The following is a 13,444-nucleotide window of genomic DNA, read 5'->3' as shown; positions in this document are numbered from 1 at the left end:
CGCCCTCAGTCGGCGCAGACCTGGGAGTCCTCCCAGATCTCGGCCTGGAGCTCGGCGTTCATGACGCCATGGCCGTCCTCGGCGCCGCCGGCGACGACGATGTCGCGGTACGTGCGGCCGTTGATCCTGTGCTCATTGCCCCAGCAGAGGACCGAGCCGTCGCCCAGCACCGCGATCGCATCGGAGCCGAGGTCGTCGAGGTCGACCGTGGCGGTCTCGGTGGGGGCGGAGAGGGCCGCGATCTCGGCGAGCGCGGTGTCGAGGTCGGACTGGGTGATGATTTCGTTCAGGGCGTGCTCGACGGCCTGGTTGTGGGCGACGTTGGCGGCGGTGAGTTTGGACATCGGTGCGGTTCCCTCGGGGAGACCGTCTCCCCGTTGCTTGTAAATATACAAGCAACGGGGCCGAAAGCAAGGGGTGCTTGTAAAAAATAAAGCTCCGCGTCAGGCCGCCGCAGCCGCCTTCTGGTAGGCGCTCGACGTGTGGCCGTAGACCTTGAGGACCATGGCCAGCGACATGCCGAGGTACTCGCTCACCTCCACCGGAGGCACGCCGGCGCGGAGCATGATCGTTGCCCTGGAGTGCCGGAGGATGTGCGGCGTCGGCCAACCCATCTCGTCGGCGTCGCCCTCGGCCTCCTCCGAGAGGTAGCCCTCCTCCTCCTCGGGCAGGTCGGCGGCGAGGCCGGCCGACAGGTCGGTGACGCGGTGCGTCCCGTCGATGTCGCGCCGGTCCAGGCAGGCCCGGATCGCGGCCATCCTGAACCCCTTGCTGACCCGCTTCACGGCGGCACCGTTCCGATGGACGACGCGCGACACGCCGGCCGCCAGGTCCTCCTCGCGCCACTCCTTGAGGAGCGGGAGCAGGCGATCGTGGATCCGGCACGGGGGCTGCCTCTTGCGGGATGCCGGCGCCTCGGGGCCCTCGCGGAACATCGTCACCGTCGGGAAGTCCACGTACCCGGCGACCTTGTGCTTGCGCCAGCGCAGGTCGAGGACGGCCGCGCTCCGGGTGCCCGAGTAGAACGCGATCTGGAGGAACCGCACCAGCTGGTCGCCGGGCTCGTGGCGCAGGCCCTCGATCGGCTGCCAGTACGGCTCGCGCGTGGCGATGTCTGAGGAGAACCAGCGGAACCCGGAGGCCGCCTTCAGGAGGCGCTCGAACTCCGATTCGGTCAGCCAGTCCGGATGGCCCTTCGAGGCCTTGGGCAGTTCGAGCACCGGAACCGACGAGAGGTTGTACTCCCGATGCCAGGCGTTGATGGCGGCCGACAGGGTCCCGAGCTCGCGCCGGGCCGTCGACGTCGAGATCGGCTTCGAGATCTTCCAGCCGGGCTTCGTGTAGCGCTCGCTCGTCCGCTTCTCGACGTAGTCGCGGCACGTCGATCCACGGATCTGCGCCAGCGTCAGGCCCCTCAGGATGCGAAGTAGGTGGACGATGTGCTGGCCGACCAAGGCGGCATTCTTCGTGCCCTCCATGCGGGCGCCGTAGAACGTCAAGCAAGCGGCGACGGACACCAGGCGGGGGTTGGAATTCGCCGGGTCGTCGTGATCCGGCGAGGCCATGAGCCGCTCTCGGGCTAGGCGCCCTTGCTCCGCGATGTGGAGCGCGAGCTCCTCTTGAGCCGCGCCGCGAGCTGCAAGGCCGTGTCGTGTTCTGCGCTTGTAGCGCTCGCCATCGATGAAGTCTGCGATTGCCCAGACCTGTCGCTTCCGGTCGAAGACAAGGCGGGAGGGTTGCTTGGGGCGAGCCACGTATTTCTCCAGTCGAGCAGGTATTGGCGGGTCGTGTAGATCGCGTGTCCGGGCTGCATCGATTTCAGTCGATGAGGATCCGGGGCACGCGTCGCGGCCCGCAGCTGCGCGGTGGAGAAGGTCGGGAAGCCTAGGGCGTCCGCTAGCTCGGGGGCCCACGCGGCGACGTCGAGCGACATCAGCGTGTCCGTACCGGCCATGGAGGCCTCGTCGCGGGCGCCGTCCGAGAAGTCGAACGGGCCGGCGTGAAGGACGAATGTGGGCTTCGAATTGAGCATGGTGCGATTCTGAATCGAGGGGGCTTCGACTGCAACGGCAAATAGAGGCCGCGGTTAACACGGCGGGGGATGGTTACTGGGACATGCTCGAAGTCCCAGCGTTTCGGCCGTCCGCGTGTAGGTCCGGTTCGGGCGGTACCGGCGGTAGATCTGCCGCATCGCGTCATCGACGGCCTCGGCGCTATCGTCCTCGAGGAGCTCCGCCGACGCATCGCCGTCGTCGGATTCCGAAAACCGAAAGACGATGTACTGCCGCCCCAAGGTCGGCCGCCATCCGAAATGGGCCGGGCACGCGTCCGGGTCCCGCCGGCGGAAGAGCAGGAGCCGCCCCTCCTCGACGCCGAGGATCTCCCCCAGGAACTCGTCCTCCGGATCGCGGGAGAGGTGGGAGTCCCCGTCATCCCTCGCCGTGAACGGCGGACTGGCCGTCACCAGATACCCATGCTTGATCACGCAGCGATCGAGGCTGTGGGCCTCGGTGATGCTCATGTCGAACGTGATCGACAGGGGAGCGGACGGGGTCGGGGCGGGCTTCTTCTTGGTGGCCATGGTCAGGTGTCCTTGTGTTCGGTGGAACGCGCAGCCTTGGCGCGTGCCCGGGAGGATCCGGCGCCTCACCACGCGAGGCTACCGAGGGCATCGGCATCGTCGGAGGGGGGCGGTTTGGGCCCCGCCGCCTCGACCGCGGCCACCCGGCGGCGGATCACCCGGAGCCAGTGCAAGCACGTCGCGACGTCGAACCCGGCGTGGCGGTGGTGCGCCGCGAGCGTCGGGACCGCCGCGTCGACCCGCGCCGTGCGGAACTCGGGCGGCAACGCGCCGATCCTGACGAGGGCGTGCCCCACGAGGGCGTCCGGATCGAGCACCAGCAGCTTGCGCAGAAGGGGCTCAACAGCGGCGTCGAGTTCCAAGTACGACCGGGCAACCCGCCCGCGTGGCCGCGCCGACCTCAGCGCCGCCGCGACCGCCTCCGCTTCGCGCACCTCGGCCTCGTACGCGTGCCGCGCGGCCTGCTGGACCGGCGGGAGCCCGCGGACCTGGATGTAGTGGGTCCGCCCGTCGTCGTCGCGGAACTTGATCCACGTCTGCTCGTGTGTCAGCAGGCGCCACATGCGCTGCCCCTCGGGCCCCGTCTCGGCCGCCAGCATGTCGACACGCAGGCCGTAGCGGACGATGACCCCCGCATCGCGCCAGGGCGTCTCCGGGTCGCGGGGGATCACGAGGGCCCGACGTCCCTCCCTGATCCTGGGGAGGTCCTCCACGATCCGATCGATGCCGAGCACGTCCACCGGCTCGCCGTCCCCGTAGACCCCGTAGAGCCAGAGGACGTCCTCGCAGACGGCGACCATCTGAGCGTAGGCACCGGCCTCGCCCAGCGGCGTACCTGCCTCAAGGCCCTCGTCGAACGCCCCCTCGTAGCGCCTCGTCCGGAGCTCCTCGATCTGGCGCACCAGCTCGTCGAGACCGGAACCGGTCAGGATCCCGCCCGCCATCAGATGACCTCCCCGACACAGGCGTTCTCGACGCGCGTCCACGCGCCGTCGACGTAGTGGAAGGCGCGCCTGTCCTCGCCCTCGGGATCCCACCCACGCACGTGGGGCTCGGGGCCCCCGTCCACTCTCAGGACGACGACGCCCCCATCGAACAGGCGCACGCGCGTGACCAGGACCTCGCCGTCCCGGCGCACCGAGAGAACCGCCGAGACGAACGTCGGCACGTCGGCCGGCAGGCTCCTCGCGATCGCGGCCTCGACGATGGCTACGTCGCGGGGCCGCCGGCGCCCGACGCCCGCGTCGTCGATGAGGGCCGTCAGGCGGGCGCACGGCGGCAGGGGGGCCGCCTCCCGGATCAGGGGGACCGGCGGCGTCCAGTCGGCCGGCCGGGTGAGCTCCTGCAGCGCGATCTGGCGCCACATCGGATCGCGGACCATCGGGCCAGGATCCGGGACGTAATCCCAGAGGGCCATGAACTCGTCGGCGGGGGGCTGCTCGGGCACGGGGATCACTCCGGCTTGGCGAGGTCGGTGAGCAGCGCCTCGACGTGGGCGCGGTGCTCGGCGGCGAGGCGGTCCGGATCGAGGTGCGGGGGCAGCGCCTCGTCCTCGTCGTCCGGCTCCATCACCTGGTGGTTGTGCTGAAGGTCGATGGCACGGTCGCTCATGCGGCTCATCAGGCGGCCTTCCGGAAAGCGGGGACGTAGGCGGCCTCGCGCGACCTCGGCGCGACGGTCCGGTGCGCCGGGCAGTAGGGCGAGCCGAGATCGGCCGGGTGCCCGCAGGCCGTCGGGTCCAGACGGGGATCGCCGGCGATCCAGCGGCAGACCCCGTCTCGGACGTCGAGGATCGAGACGCGGCGGGACTCCGGCAGGAGAACGTCCGATGCGGCCGGGCGGGGCGCGGGCTTCGGCGGGGGCGGCGGCGCCTTAACCACGAGGGCCTTCGGGGCCTTCCGCGGGCCCTCGTGGGGCTTACGTGCAAGGGGGGTCCTGCTGGCCCCGGGGCCCTGGAAGCTGACGTTCTCGCGCCGCATCCGGCCGATGACCGAGCTGTGGCTACGGGCGATGCCCTCGGCGGCGAGCGTGGCCGAGATGGAGCGGGCGGACACGCCGGCGAGCCACAGCGCTTTGACGCGCTCGACCAGGTCGGGCGACCAAGTGTGGGGATGGAGGGGCATGGGGGTACGAGGCACCGGGGGTCTCCTAGCGAACGCAGATCAACATGCAGCCAATGCACCAGCTTTGTCAACAAGACTATTGGCCGGGCTTATTTCGGAGCATAATCTTGCGTTAACCATTTCCCCTGTGGACACGCCCCATGCCCCGGTTGACCGCTCCCCCGCTCGATTTCGACGGCTTCCCTTGGCGCCACGTCGGCGAGCGCCTCCGCTACGGCCACGCCATGGCGCTCTTCGTCATGGACGAGGCCCCGCAGACCTTCTCGGACGCCTACCGAGCCGAGCGCGGCTTGATGGTCGCGGCGGTCTTCTCCTGGACGGACCGCGCCGGCACCCCGAACCTGCTGCCGTGCTGGTGGGGGATCTCGGCCGAGGACGTGGACGTCCCGGCGCTCAGGGCGGCGGCCGACGCCGCAATCGCTAAGGCCCGCGCCGCCCGTGACGAGGCCAACGCTCGGGCCGAGGAACGCCGGCTCGCCGCGCAGGCTCGCGTCGACGAGATGGCGGGACCGATTCGCGAGCGGCTTCAGGCGCTCGTCGGGGCGGCACCCTGGCAGTTCGGCCGGTCCCTGACGGAGGCGGCCGAGACCGCGCACCGGGCCGAATGGGGGCCCTACGATCTTGAGCGTGCGGAGCGCTGGCTGTCCAACGCCGAGGCCAACCGCGTCCGCGCGGAGCAGAGGATCGGGCGCCCGGCGATGCCGCACTTCTACGCCCGGTCAGAGGACCCGGCGGTGCGCGCTGCGACCCTGGAGGGGCTGCGCTACCTCGCCTCCCTCGACGAGGACTGGGCCGCCATCCAGAACGGCGAGGGTTTCAGCCAGACCACGACCTGGAGCGGTCACGTCCTCGCCGAGCGCGAGGTCCTCGACCGGGGCGAGGCCGCCCACGGGCTCGCGCTGATCTATCAGCACAGGCTGCAGCTGCCCGACGAGCTCTGCGAGCGCGCCCTCGGCGAGGCCCCGGTGCGCCGAGGCCGGCGCCGCCTCCCAGCTGGCGACTTGCTAGCCCCGGCCTGACGATACCCTCGCCCCTGTCTCTCCGTCTCCCTCAGTTCAACTTAGGCAGTCCCGCAATGATCGACCTCAAGAAAATCCTGGCCTTCATCGCCGCTCTCATCGCCGCCATTTTTGGCGACGCCCGCGAGGCCGCCGTGTCCCTGTACGGGGACGTGAAGCGCGTCGCCGGCGTCGCGAAGGCCGCGGTCGACCGCACCGCTACCGCCGTCGGAGCCGGCCTGGAGGGCCCGGCTCGGGGGCTGGATCTCACGGCTTCCGGGATCGGCGGTGTCCTCGGGGCCCTGCTGCCCCGTCCGGCCGTCCACGCGTCCGACGTCGCCGAGGTCGCCCTGGCCAACGACAACCGCGCCGCGGCCGGCCCGCGCCCGGTCGCGCTTGGCCTCGGAGAGCTCGTTATCGCGCACAACCGAGCCGCGATGGACCCGACTGGCCGCTCCGGCAGGGATCTCGCCCCGCTCCCGCGGGACGTCGCATCCTGGCTCGCCGGCCTCGACACTGGCGCCCGGTGCAATCTGGCATTCGTGCCCGCGTTCCGCGTCGAGCAGCATCTCCGCGCCGAGTCCCTCTCGGAGATCCATGGGGGCCTGCCCCTGATGCCGTCCCTTCAGGCGCGCCTTGATGCCGAGGCCCCGAAGCCTCGCCCCGGCGAGTACGACGCAGACGACAAGAGGGTCATTGAGGAGGCCTACAGGCTCCTGGAGACCCCCGAGGCCCACGCCCGCGTCGCCGCCTGCCGCATGTGACGTGTCAGCGACCGAACGACGAAGGGCCCGCCGGTCATCCCGGCGGGCCCTTCGCATGTCTGGGGGGGCTTGAGGCTAGACGAGGCCCTGGCGCCGGGCGGCGGCGACGACCGCGCGCTCGGCCCGCTCGGCCCGGGCCTCGGCCGCCGCGGCGCGCTGCAGGGCGGCCCCGAGGAGGAGGCGGAGCTCGGCGGCCTCAGCGGCAAGGGCATCGGCCTCGGCCTCGACCGCGACGGCATCCCGGCGGGCTTGCCCGAGGCGGCCGGCGAGGCGCGAGACGGCGTGCCGGTCCGTGTCCTGCCGAGCGCGCAGGCCGTCGAAGGCACCCTGGATCGCGGAGTGCCCGAGAGCCAGGCCCTGGCCAACGCGGATGCTGCTGTCGATCGCGAAGCTGCGGGTCTGGTGCGACATGGGCGTCTCTCCTGGCGGGGCGGATCTCACCGCCCAATTCGCGCCTGGGCGGGACTCCCCGTCAACCCGGTGCCACGTGGATCCACATGGGATGGTGAACACCCCGTTTCCGGGGGGGCTGCAGCATGCGTCCTGAACGGATCGCGATTTCGCTCTTGATGAATCGCCGATCATGCAGACTGAAACGCCCAAAAATATGCTGAGGAAATGCTGAGCTCAGCACGACGTGCGCACGAGGGAGTGCCGAGCGAGTGCCGATGCCGTGACATGTCATGGTGCCTTGCACCTCGTCACGGCATCCTACGCCCATGACCGCACCCCGCACCTCATCCTCGGCCGCCCGTGCACGCGAGGCAAACCGCGCCGTCAAGGCGGCCTCCCGCGCCCGGGCGGCGGAGGCGGGCGCGCCCGACCCGGCGACGCTCGACCGCGCGATCGCTGACGGGCTGGCGGTCGTCATCGCAGGCGCGCCCAAGGGGTACCGCCTCGCGAGCCCGATCGACGCGGGAAGGGTTCTGCTGGCGGCGGCCGCCGCGCTCAAGGCCCGCACGGAACGGGCCATCGCGGCCGGAAAGCCGGCGGTCGTCTACCGGCGCGAGGCCGTCGCGACCGCCCTCGCGGCCCGCCTCGGACTGGATCCCTGAGGTCCGGGAGTTCGCAATTCCCGCGTTACACCGGATAGGAGTAACGGGGGGAGGAGATGGCCTGGTCGAAAACACTCGACTGACGCGACGCCCCTTCGGAGGGGTTCTCAGCCCTTGGAGCGCGGCTTCAGCGTCACTTCGAGATCGCAGCCCATCGCGTCGGCCACGGAGCAGAGCCGGGCCCAATGCCAGCCCGCCAGGTGCCCTGCCCTGAGCTCCGTCCGGACGTGGCTGTCCTTCATCCCCTCGGGGTAGCTGAGGCGGCAAGGCTTGGCGGATGGGGCGGCCGGCTTCACCCGCTCGCAGAAGGCCTCGATGGTGCCGGCGTGGGAGACTGCGATCTGCTGGGCCACCCCGTCGCGGGCCCGATCGGCGATCGCCGCGCCCCGGGCGGCGTCGTAGCGCTCGATGATGCGGTCGCTCCGGATGCCGAGGAGGCGGTCAGTGGCTAAATGGCCCGGGCGGCTTGGGCGCGGGCGACCTAGTGCACTGACGCGATCAGAGGATTCACGTGGTGGGTGACGTGTGCGAGTCTGTGCGATGGCTCAGACCGTTTGCGTGCTCCTCGATGACACCGCCCAGTCACAGCTGACCGAGATCGCCGGGGATCGATCACGGCCCCTCAAACACATCCTGCGGGCCCGTATCGTTCTGCTCTCGGCCGAGCGTCTCAACGTACAGGACGTGGCCCGGCAGGCCGGTGTCAGTCGGCCCGCCGTCTGACGCTGGCAGCAGCGCTTTGCTGAGGAGGGCGTCGAAGGCTTGCTGCGCGACAGGACCCGCCCGCCAGGCATCCCACCCCATCCGACCCGAACGGTGGCCAAGGTGCTGGCGCTGACCTGCTCGGAGCCCCCCGGCGAGGTGACCCACTGGACCGGGCGCGCCGTCGCCCAGCAGACCGGGATCTCGTTGCGCTCCGTGCAGCGGATCTGGCAGGCGCATCGCCTGCAACCGCATCGGGTTCGCACCTTCAAACGATCCCACGATCCGGCCTTTGCCGAGAAGGTCGAGGATGTGGTCGGCCTCTACATGGATCCGCCCGCCCATGCGGTCGTGCTCTCCATCGACGAGAAGAGCCAGATCCAGGCCCTGGAGCGCACCCGTCCCGACCAGCCGCTCGGACCAGGGCATCCCGCCGCCCAGACCCATGACTACAGCCGTCACGGCACCACAACCCTGTTCGCCGCCTTGAACGTCTTGGAGGGCACCGTGCTCGGCCGCTGCATGCAGCGCCATCGCCATGGCGAGTTCATCCGCTTCCTGAACGCGGTCGAGGCCGCCGTGCCGGCGGGCAAGGTGATCCACGCGGTGCTCGACAACTACGGCAGCCACAAGCACCCGAAGGTCCGCGCCTGGCTCGCCCGCCATCCGCGATGGACTTTCCACTTCACCCCGACATAGGCCTCATGGCTCAACGCCGTCGAGGGCTTCTTCTCCGCCCTCACACGCCGCCGGTTGCGACGCGGGACCTTCACCGGACTCGTCGACCTGCAGGCGGCCATCAAACGCTACATCGTCGAGCACAACCAAAGGCCCAGACCCTTCGTCTGGACCAAACCCGCCGCTGCCATCTTCGACGCTCTCAATCGAACCCTTGAACCATCCGTCTGAGTCAGTGCACTAGTCGACGGAGCTTGAGTAGCATGGCGCTCCACCAAGAAGGCCATTGACGCTCTATTGCCACGCAAGAAGATAGAGATGCGCTTGAGCCACGGGAACTTCTCCAACAAAGTGGACAAGGCCTACAGGCGGCGTCCCGAGGACTGACGGGTCGGAGCCAGCGACGCCGCCGGCGCCCCTTACGGATCCGAGGGTTCTGCTGCTAAGCTCGAACCCGTGCGGGGGAACGAGTCTCGATGGCGGCGACGGGTTCGGTCTTCGAGATCATCCTGCAATGGTCGAGGAATAAGCCTGACTGGCAGCGGGACGCCCTACGTCGCATAGTGGCCAAGCGCACCCTCGACGCCGACGATCACCAAGAGCTTGCACTGCTCTGCAAGAGGGGATGTGGCTTTCCCGGTATCGAGGTGACACCGTCGCCCTTGGGCGCCGAGCATGTTCCGTCCATGGCCACCGCCGGTGAGAAGGTAGCGCTGACCTCGATCAGGGATGTCATGGGCGTCAATCGGCTCGCTCCCGGCCAGGAACTCTCGTTTGAACCCGATGGAATTACGATCGTCTACGGCGACAACGGGGTAGGAAAATCCGGGTATGCCCGCATCCTGAAGCGGGCGTGCCGGGCACGTTCCCCCGGCGAGATCCTGCCGAATGCCTTCGGCGGCGGTGCCGATGCGGGATCCGCCACGATCGGATGCGTCGTATCGGGCGATCCGATCGCGCCGCTGGCCTGGACCGACGCGGGCTCTCCCCACGCCATCCTTTCCAGCGTCAGCGTCTTCGACCGCGAATGCGGAATGGTCCATGTGCGCGAGAGGAACGAGGTCGCGTTCCGTCCGTTCGGGCTCGACATCCCCGATGAGCTCGCCGGTGTCTGCCAAGCGATCCGCACGGCGCTGACGGCGGAACAGGGGGCGCTTGAGCAGGCGCGGGATTCGGCGTTCACGGAACCCGCGTTCGGGTCTGGGACCCGGGTCGGGCGGCTTCTCGGCGCGCTCGCTCCGGGTACCGACCTCGGACCCCTGGAAAAGCTGTCGAACCTGTCAGCGGAGGAGCGCGCAAGGCTTCGCCGGCTTGAGGAGGACCTGGCCCGCGACCTGGTCCGGGCCTCAGGGGAGCAGCGCGAGCTGGCCCGGGCCGTACGCCGCCTCTCCGAGGAGCTTGATAGGGTCTTCGGGGCGGTGTCGGATGCGGAGCTCGCGCAGCTTGCGGCGCTCGCCGGGACCGCCCGCTCCAAACGCTCCGCCGCCTCGCTCGCGGCCGAACGCGCCTTCGGCGGAAGCGCCCTGAAGGGGGTCGGGGAGGCGACCTGGCGAGCCCTATGGGACGCGGCGCGGCATTACTCGGAGCATGTCGCCTACGAGGGGCACGACTTCCCGCGGACGGACGCGGAAGCGGTCTGCGTGCTCTGCCACCAGCCGATCTCCGAAGGGACCGGGGATCTGAAGCTGACCTTTGAGGAGTTTGTGAAGGCCGACAGCGAGCGCGAGGCGCGGAAGGCCGAGGTCGCCTACGAGGAAGCCCTGGGGAAGCTGTCGGGTCTGTCGCTGCGGATGTCCGGGTTTCCGCTGCGCCGCCAGCTGTCGGTGACCCATCCAGATGTCGCCGCCGCGATCCTGCGCGGGCTGGCGACCGTCCGGCTTCGGCGATGGATCTGCACGCGGGCACTCGCCGACCGCGGGGCGGGTCCAATGCCCGTGGTTGCGGCCGGCATCATCGGCACGCTGACGACTCTTGCGGATGATACGCAGGCCTATGCCAAGGAGCTTCTGACGGCGGTCGATCCCGCCGGTCGGGTACGGCTGGTTGCGGAACGGGACGAGTTGCGTGACCGCGCACTCTTGGAGGCACTGCTGCCGAAGGCGAGGATCGAGGTGGCACGGCTGAGCGAGCTGGCGGGTTTGAAGGACTGCCTGTCCGAGATGGCGACGAATGCCATCACGACGCTCGGCAACACGATCGCCGACAAGGTCATCACGCCGAAGGTCCGCGATCGCTTTCAGGAAGAAATCCAGAAGCTGGCCGCCCACAGGGTGAGGGTCGACATCGTCCGTTCGGGCGGCAGGTACGGCTCCCCGCAGTACCAGGTCCGGCTGTTCGCCAACGAGAGGGCGAAGGTCGGCGAGATCCTGAGCGAGGGCGAGCAGACCTGCGTGGCCCTGGCCGCCTTCCTGACCGAGCTCGCTACCGCGGCTCATGGATCGACGCTGGTCTTCGACGATCCGGTCTCCTCGCTGGACCATCGGTGGCGGCGCAAGGTCGCCGAGCGGCTGGTCGAGGAAGGGGGCGTCCGGCAGATTATCGTCTTCACGCATGACCTCGTCTTCCTGAACGACCTGCATGCGCTGTCAATCGACGGCAGGATCCCGGTCTCCCTGATCTCGCTCACCCACACCTCTGCCGGCGCGGGCGTCGTGAACCAGGGACTGCCCTGGATCGGGGCTAAGGTCCGGGAGCGCCTCGACGCTCTTGAGAAGGACGCACGGGCGGCCAAGGTCCTCTACGACGACAATCGGGATGATGAGTACGGGGCTGCGGCCTCCCACTTCTTCAGCAGGTTACGAAGCACGTGGGAACGGGCCCTTGAGGAGGTGGCCTTCAACTGCGTCATCCAAAGGCACCGCGACTACATCAGCACCAAGGACCTGAGAAAGGTGGCGAGCCTGACCGTTGCCAACGTCGAGGATTTCGCCGCCGGCTTCAAACGGTGCTGCGATCAGACGGAAGCCCACGATCCATCTCCCGGGCGGAACGCTGCTCCCCTGCGCCCAGACGAACTGCTCAAGGCCGTCGGGGACCTGAGGGCCTGGGTGGACCAGCTTCGTGAGCAGCAAAAGGGCGTTTGACGGCCTTCTGTCATCGTCGCCTACCGCAGTAGGTGCCGCGGCCACCTGGTTGAGATCGACGGCGCCCTCCGCCGCGGCAGCCTGGCCCTGCTAGCCCCCGACACCATGCAAGGCCCCTTTCTAATGATCGCCGAGCGGATCCCCGACGCGCTGACCACCTCGACCTTCGAGCGGGATGCCGACCGGAACATCGCAGGCCGCGACGAGCCCTGATGCGCCTTAACGGTTTTCACCTATCAATCGGATTTGGAGGTACGGGCCCCGGCCTACCGCCGATAGGCATCGTGCCAGGAGTGGTCGTCCCACCATCGACGAGAAGGGTGTCGCCGACGATGTAGTCGGACAGGTCGCAGGCTAGGAACGCGATGGCTGAGGCGATGTCCTCGACCCGTCCGATGCGACCATACGGGATCTGCGACACCGCACTGCGCAGATTTTTACCCTGCATCTGGCCCGCGTTAATGCCGGTCCTCACGGCGCCGGGTCGATGGCGTTCACGCGCAACCCGCGCGGGGCGAATTCCTGGGCGAGGGTGCACATCAGCGTCGTCGTGCCGCCCTTCGAGGCCGCGTAATTAACGTGATCGCCCCACGGGATGCAGTCGTGTGACCTGAAGGCTCCCGACGCGATGGGAACCAGCGTCGTCGGCTGACTTCCCGGCTATTGAGCCAGCCCCGGCTTCTGTTCACTTCCGGCCGTTTGTAGTTCGCGCCGATCAGTGTAACAGGCAATTTTTCAAATATCAAAAATCGCCTTTTCATCGTCTATCGAAGGTAACCGGGGGCTCCTAAGCAGTCTCAATCTTTCATGTCTTACATATGCTGCCCTTTCAATTTGTCCTCTTAGTGAACTTTGCATGATTTCACCGGGGACAGTTTCGAGAATATCTGAAATTGTTTGATATTTTATTGGTAAAAACAACCTCTTTTTCAGGACGCTTTTATTGAGAGGTTCCTTCCCCCAATATGTTTTTAAATCACGAATGACAGGCTGGATTTGATCGAGCACGGCTGCTCCGTGTAATCGTGTGAATTCTAAGTGATCCATATCTTGATCGTCATCGTGCATCCGATTTATATCTCTCAAACAACATGCAGGAAATCCGTTTACATACAGATTCGACTCTGGTCTTGACAGACTAAATCTGAGATCAGTTGATATTTCTTGACAGTCAACTATTCCGAATGCGACGGCCTTAACGAGTAGGTCAACATCTTCAGTAAGTCGCTTGGGTCCAATTTTTATGAAAGGTAGCTTCTGTTCTCGCTGATACATACAGGCTTGTACGAAGCCGACAGCATCCAAATCAAAATTATGCCCAGTGAAGATTGCGCGAATTCTGAGTTCGATGTCGGACGGCGCAAGCTGATTTATATCAGCAAATACTCGAGGTTTTTCTATTTCCTCGTGAAATATTTTGTAGAATTCTGCGCTTCCGATACCTATCATGCCATTATTAT

The 13,444-nt window shown here is 67.6% G+C and carries 15 protein-coding genes and 2 pseudogenes; 5 read left to right on the top strand and 12 right to left on the bottom strand.

Annotated elements, in window-relative coordinates; translation table 11 throughout:
- Nucleotides 1–5: 5 nt before the first annotated feature.
- The 8 genes from MKK70_RS18120 to MKK70_RS18085 form a co-directional block, all read right to left on the bottom strand.
- Nucleotides 6–344, bottom strand: a complete 339-nt coding sequence (locus MKK70_RS18120) for a hypothetical protein (RefSeq protein ID WP_056250399.1) — start codon at nt 342–344, stop codon at nt 6–8.
- A gap of 99 nt (nt 345–443) precedes the next feature.
- Nucleotides 444–1,565, bottom strand: coding sequence for a tyrosine-type recombinase/integrase (locus tag MKK70_RS18115; protein WP_243924973.1), 1,122 nt, complete (start codon nt 1,563–1,565; stop codon nt 444–446).
- Between the two features lie 14 nt (nt 1,566–1,579).
- Nucleotides 1,580–2,032 (bottom strand): hypothetical protein, encoded by a 453-nt coding sequence (locus tag MKK70_RS18110; protein WP_056250404.1) that lies wholly within the window; start codon nt 2,030–2,032, stop codon nt 1,580–1,582.
- 54 nt (nt 2,033–2,086) lie between these two features.
- Nucleotides 2,087–2,581 carry a hypothetical protein gene (locus tag MKK70_RS18105; RefSeq protein ID WP_147842678.1) on the bottom strand — a complete coding sequence of 165 codons (495 nt, stop codon included), beginning with the start codon at nt 2,579–2,581 and terminating at the stop codon, nt 2,087–2,089.
- Between the two features lie 65 nt (nt 2,582–2,646).
- The gene (locus tag MKK70_RS18100) at nt 2,647–3,525 is read right to left on the bottom strand and encodes a hypothetical protein (protein WP_147842679.1); all 879 of its coding nucleotides are present in this window, start codon (nt 3,523–3,525) and stop codon (nt 2,647–2,649) included.
- On the bottom strand, nt 3,525–4,028 hold the full coding sequence (locus MKK70_RS18095) for a hypothetical protein (protein ID WP_243949236.1): 504 nt from the start codon (nt 4,026–4,028) through the stop codon (nt 3,525–3,527). Before MKK70_RS18095 ends, MKK70_RS18100 begins: the two co-directional genes overlap by 1 nt.
- 5 nt (nt 4,029–4,033) lie before the next feature.
- On the bottom strand, nt 4,034–4,192 hold the full coding sequence (locus tag MKK70_RS18090; RefSeq protein WP_187274963.1) for a hypothetical protein: 159 nt from the start codon (nt 4,190–4,192) through the stop codon (nt 4,034–4,036).
- An 8-nt stretch (nt 4,193–4,200) separates the two neighbouring features.
- Nucleotides 4,201–4,719 (bottom strand): GcrA family cell cycle regulator, encoded by a 519-nt coding sequence (locus tag MKK70_RS18085; RefSeq protein ID WP_243924974.1) that lies wholly within the window; start codon nt 4,717–4,719, stop codon nt 4,201–4,203.
- Nucleotides 4,720–4,844: 125 nt separating this feature from the next.
- Between MKK70_RS18085 and MKK70_RS18080 the strand changes: the two genes are divergently transcribed.
- Both MKK70_RS18080 and MKK70_RS18075 read left to right on the top strand, forming a co-directional pair.
- A complete protein-coding gene (locus MKK70_RS18080; protein WP_147842682.1) occupies nt 4,845–5,723 on the top strand; it encodes a hypothetical protein in 879 nt (292 codons plus the stop codon).
- Nucleotides 5,724–5,779: 56 nt separating this feature from the next.
- Nucleotides 5,780–6,466 (top strand): hypothetical protein, encoded by a 687-nt coding sequence (locus MKK70_RS18075; RefSeq protein WP_147842683.1) that lies wholly within the window; start codon nt 5,780–5,782, stop codon nt 6,464–6,466.
- A 75-nt stretch (nt 6,467–6,541) separates the two neighbouring features.
- On the opposite strand, the gene MKK70_RS18070 is transcribed toward MKK70_RS18075, so the two are convergent.
- Nucleotides 6,542–6,877, bottom strand: a complete 336-nt coding sequence (locus MKK70_RS18070) for a hypothetical protein (protein ID WP_056250418.1) — start codon at nt 6,875–6,877, stop codon at nt 6,542–6,544.
- Nucleotides 6,878–7,185: 308 nt separating this feature from the next.
- Between MKK70_RS18070 and MKK70_RS18065 the strand changes: the two genes are divergently transcribed.
- Nucleotides 7,186–7,521: a hypothetical protein gene (locus MKK70_RS18065; protein ID WP_056250420.1), complete on the top strand. Its 336-nt coding sequence runs from the start codon at nt 7,186–7,188 to the stop codon at nt 7,519–7,521.
- Nucleotides 7,522–7,628: 107 nt separating this feature from the next.
- On the opposite strand, the gene MKK70_RS18060 is transcribed toward MKK70_RS18065, so the two are convergent.
- Nucleotides 7,629–7,874 carry a hypothetical protein gene (locus tag MKK70_RS18060; RefSeq protein ID WP_147840812.1) on the bottom strand — a complete coding sequence of 82 codons (246 nt, stop codon included), beginning with the start codon at nt 7,872–7,874 and terminating at the stop codon, nt 7,629–7,631.
- Nucleotides 7,875–8,061: 187 nt separating this feature from the next.
- Between MKK70_RS18060 and MKK70_RS18055 the strand changes: the two are divergent.
- Nucleotides 8,062–9,132, top strand: a pseudogene (locus MKK70_RS18055) (IS630 family transposase).
- 245 nt (nt 9,133–9,377) lie between these two features.
- The gene (locus MKK70_RS18050; protein WP_147840813.1) at nt 9,378–11,984 is read left to right on the top strand and encodes an AAA family ATPase; all 2,607 of its coding nucleotides are present in this window, start codon (nt 9,378–9,380) and stop codon (nt 11,982–11,984) included.
- Nucleotides 11,985–12,213: 229 nt separating this feature from the next.
- Here MKK70_RS18050 and MKK70_RS18045 read toward each other — a convergent pair.
- Nucleotides 12,214–12,581 (bottom strand): annotated as a pseudogene (locus tag MKK70_RS18045) (SDR family oxidoreductase).
- A gap of 138 nt (nt 12,582–12,719) precedes the next feature.
- Complete coding sequence (locus tag MKK70_RS18040; protein WP_147840815.1) at nt 12,720–13,433, bottom strand: hypothetical protein; 714 nt, start codon at nt 13,431–13,433, stop codon at nt 12,720–12,722.
- Nucleotides 13,434–13,444: the final 11 nt, after the last annotated feature.

The sequence above is a fragment of the Methylobacterium sp. E-041 genome (genome assembly GCF_022829665.1).
Taxonomy (GTDB): Bacteria; Pseudomonadota; Alphaproteobacteria; order Rhizobiales; family Beijerinckiaceae; genus Methylobacterium.
The sequence above is the reverse complement of the archived record's forward strand: the minus strand, read 5'-3'. Positions and strand labels throughout refer to the sequence as shown.

Excerpts from the sequence above, each read along its gene's own strand:
- MKK70_RS18065 (WP_056250420.1), top strand. The coding sequence starts at position 7,186 with ATGACCGCACCCCGCACCTCATCCTCGGCCGCCCGTGCACGCGAGGCA.
- MKK70_RS18050 (WP_147840813.1), top strand. The coding sequence starts at position 9,378 with ATGGCGGCGACGGGTTCGGTCTTCGAGATCATCCTGCAATGGTCGAGG.
- MKK70_RS18100 (WP_147842679.1), bottom strand. The coding sequence starts at position 3,525 with ATGGCGGGCGGGATCCTGACCGGTTCCGGTCTCGACGAGCTGGTGCGC.
- MKK70_RS18070 (WP_056250418.1), bottom strand. The coding sequence starts at position 6,877 with ATGTCGCACCAGACCCGCAGCTTCGCGATCGACAGCAGCATCCGCGTT.
- MKK70_RS18040 (WP_147840815.1), bottom strand. The coding sequence starts at position 13,433 with ATGATAGGTATCGGAAGCGCAGAATTCTACAAAATATTTCACGAGGAA.
- MKK70_RS18105 (WP_147842678.1), bottom strand. The coding sequence starts at position 2,581 with ATGGCCACCAAGAAGAAGCCCGCCCCGACCCCGTCCGCTCCCCTGTCG.
- MKK70_RS18110 (WP_056250404.1), bottom strand. The coding sequence starts at position 2,032 with ATGCTCAATTCGAAGCCCACATTCGTCCTTCACGCCGGCCCGTTCGAC.
- MKK70_RS18075 (WP_147842683.1), top strand. The coding sequence starts at position 5,780 with ATGATCGACCTCAAGAAAATCCTGGCCTTCATCGCCGCTCTCATCGCC.
- MKK70_RS18120 (WP_056250399.1), bottom strand. The coding sequence starts at position 344 with ATGTCCAAACTCACCGCCGCCAACGTCGCCCACAACCAGGCCGTCGAG.
- MKK70_RS18115 (WP_243924973.1), bottom strand. The coding sequence starts at position 1,565 with ATGGCCTCGCCGGATCACGACGACCCGGCGAATTCCAACCCCCGCCTG.
- MKK70_RS18090 (WP_187274963.1), bottom strand. The coding sequence starts at position 4,192 with ATGAGCGACCGTGCCATCGACCTTCAGCACAACCACCAGGTGATGGAG.
- MKK70_RS18080 (WP_147842682.1), top strand. The coding sequence starts at position 4,845 with ATGCCCCGGTTGACCGCTCCCCCGCTCGATTTCGACGGCTTCCCTTGG.